The 452-nt window shown below is 33.2% G+C and carries 1 pseudogene; it reads left to right on the top strand.

What is annotated here, in order from left to right:
* Positions 1–452 (top strand): annotated as a pseudogene (gene alo, locus U860_RS0130905) (anthrolysin O/cereolysin O family cholesterol-dependent cytolysin Alo); the annotation flags it as partial.

Here is a 452-nt window from a genome sequence, read left to right on the forward strand (position 1 = left end):
AAGTATAATAATCAAGAGGTTTTAGCAGTAAATGGTGATAAAGTAGAGAGTTTTGTTCCGAAAGAAAGTACAAATTCAAATGGTAAATTTGTAGTAGTTGAACGCGAGAAAAAATCACTTACAACTTCACCAGTGGATATTTCAATTATTGATTCTGTGGCTAATCGTACTTATCCAGGAGCAGTACAACTTGCAAATAAAGCTTTTGCAGATAATCAACCTAGTTTGTTAGTAGCTAAGAGAAAACCTTTGAATATTAGTATAGACTTACCTGGCATGAGAAAAGACAATACAATTACTGTCCAAAATCCTACATATGGTAATGTGTCTGGAGCAGTAGATGAATTAGTATCTACTTGGAATGAAAAGTATTCAAAAACACATACGTTACCTGCAAGAATGCAGTATACAGAATCTATGGTGTATAGTAAATCTCAAATAGCAAGTGCTCT

Origin of the sequence: Bacillus sp. H1a (genome assembly GCF_000633475.1) — a bacterium.
Classification (GTDB): Bacteria; Bacillota; Bacilli; order Bacillales; family Bacillaceae_G; genus Bacillus_A; species Bacillus_A paramycoides.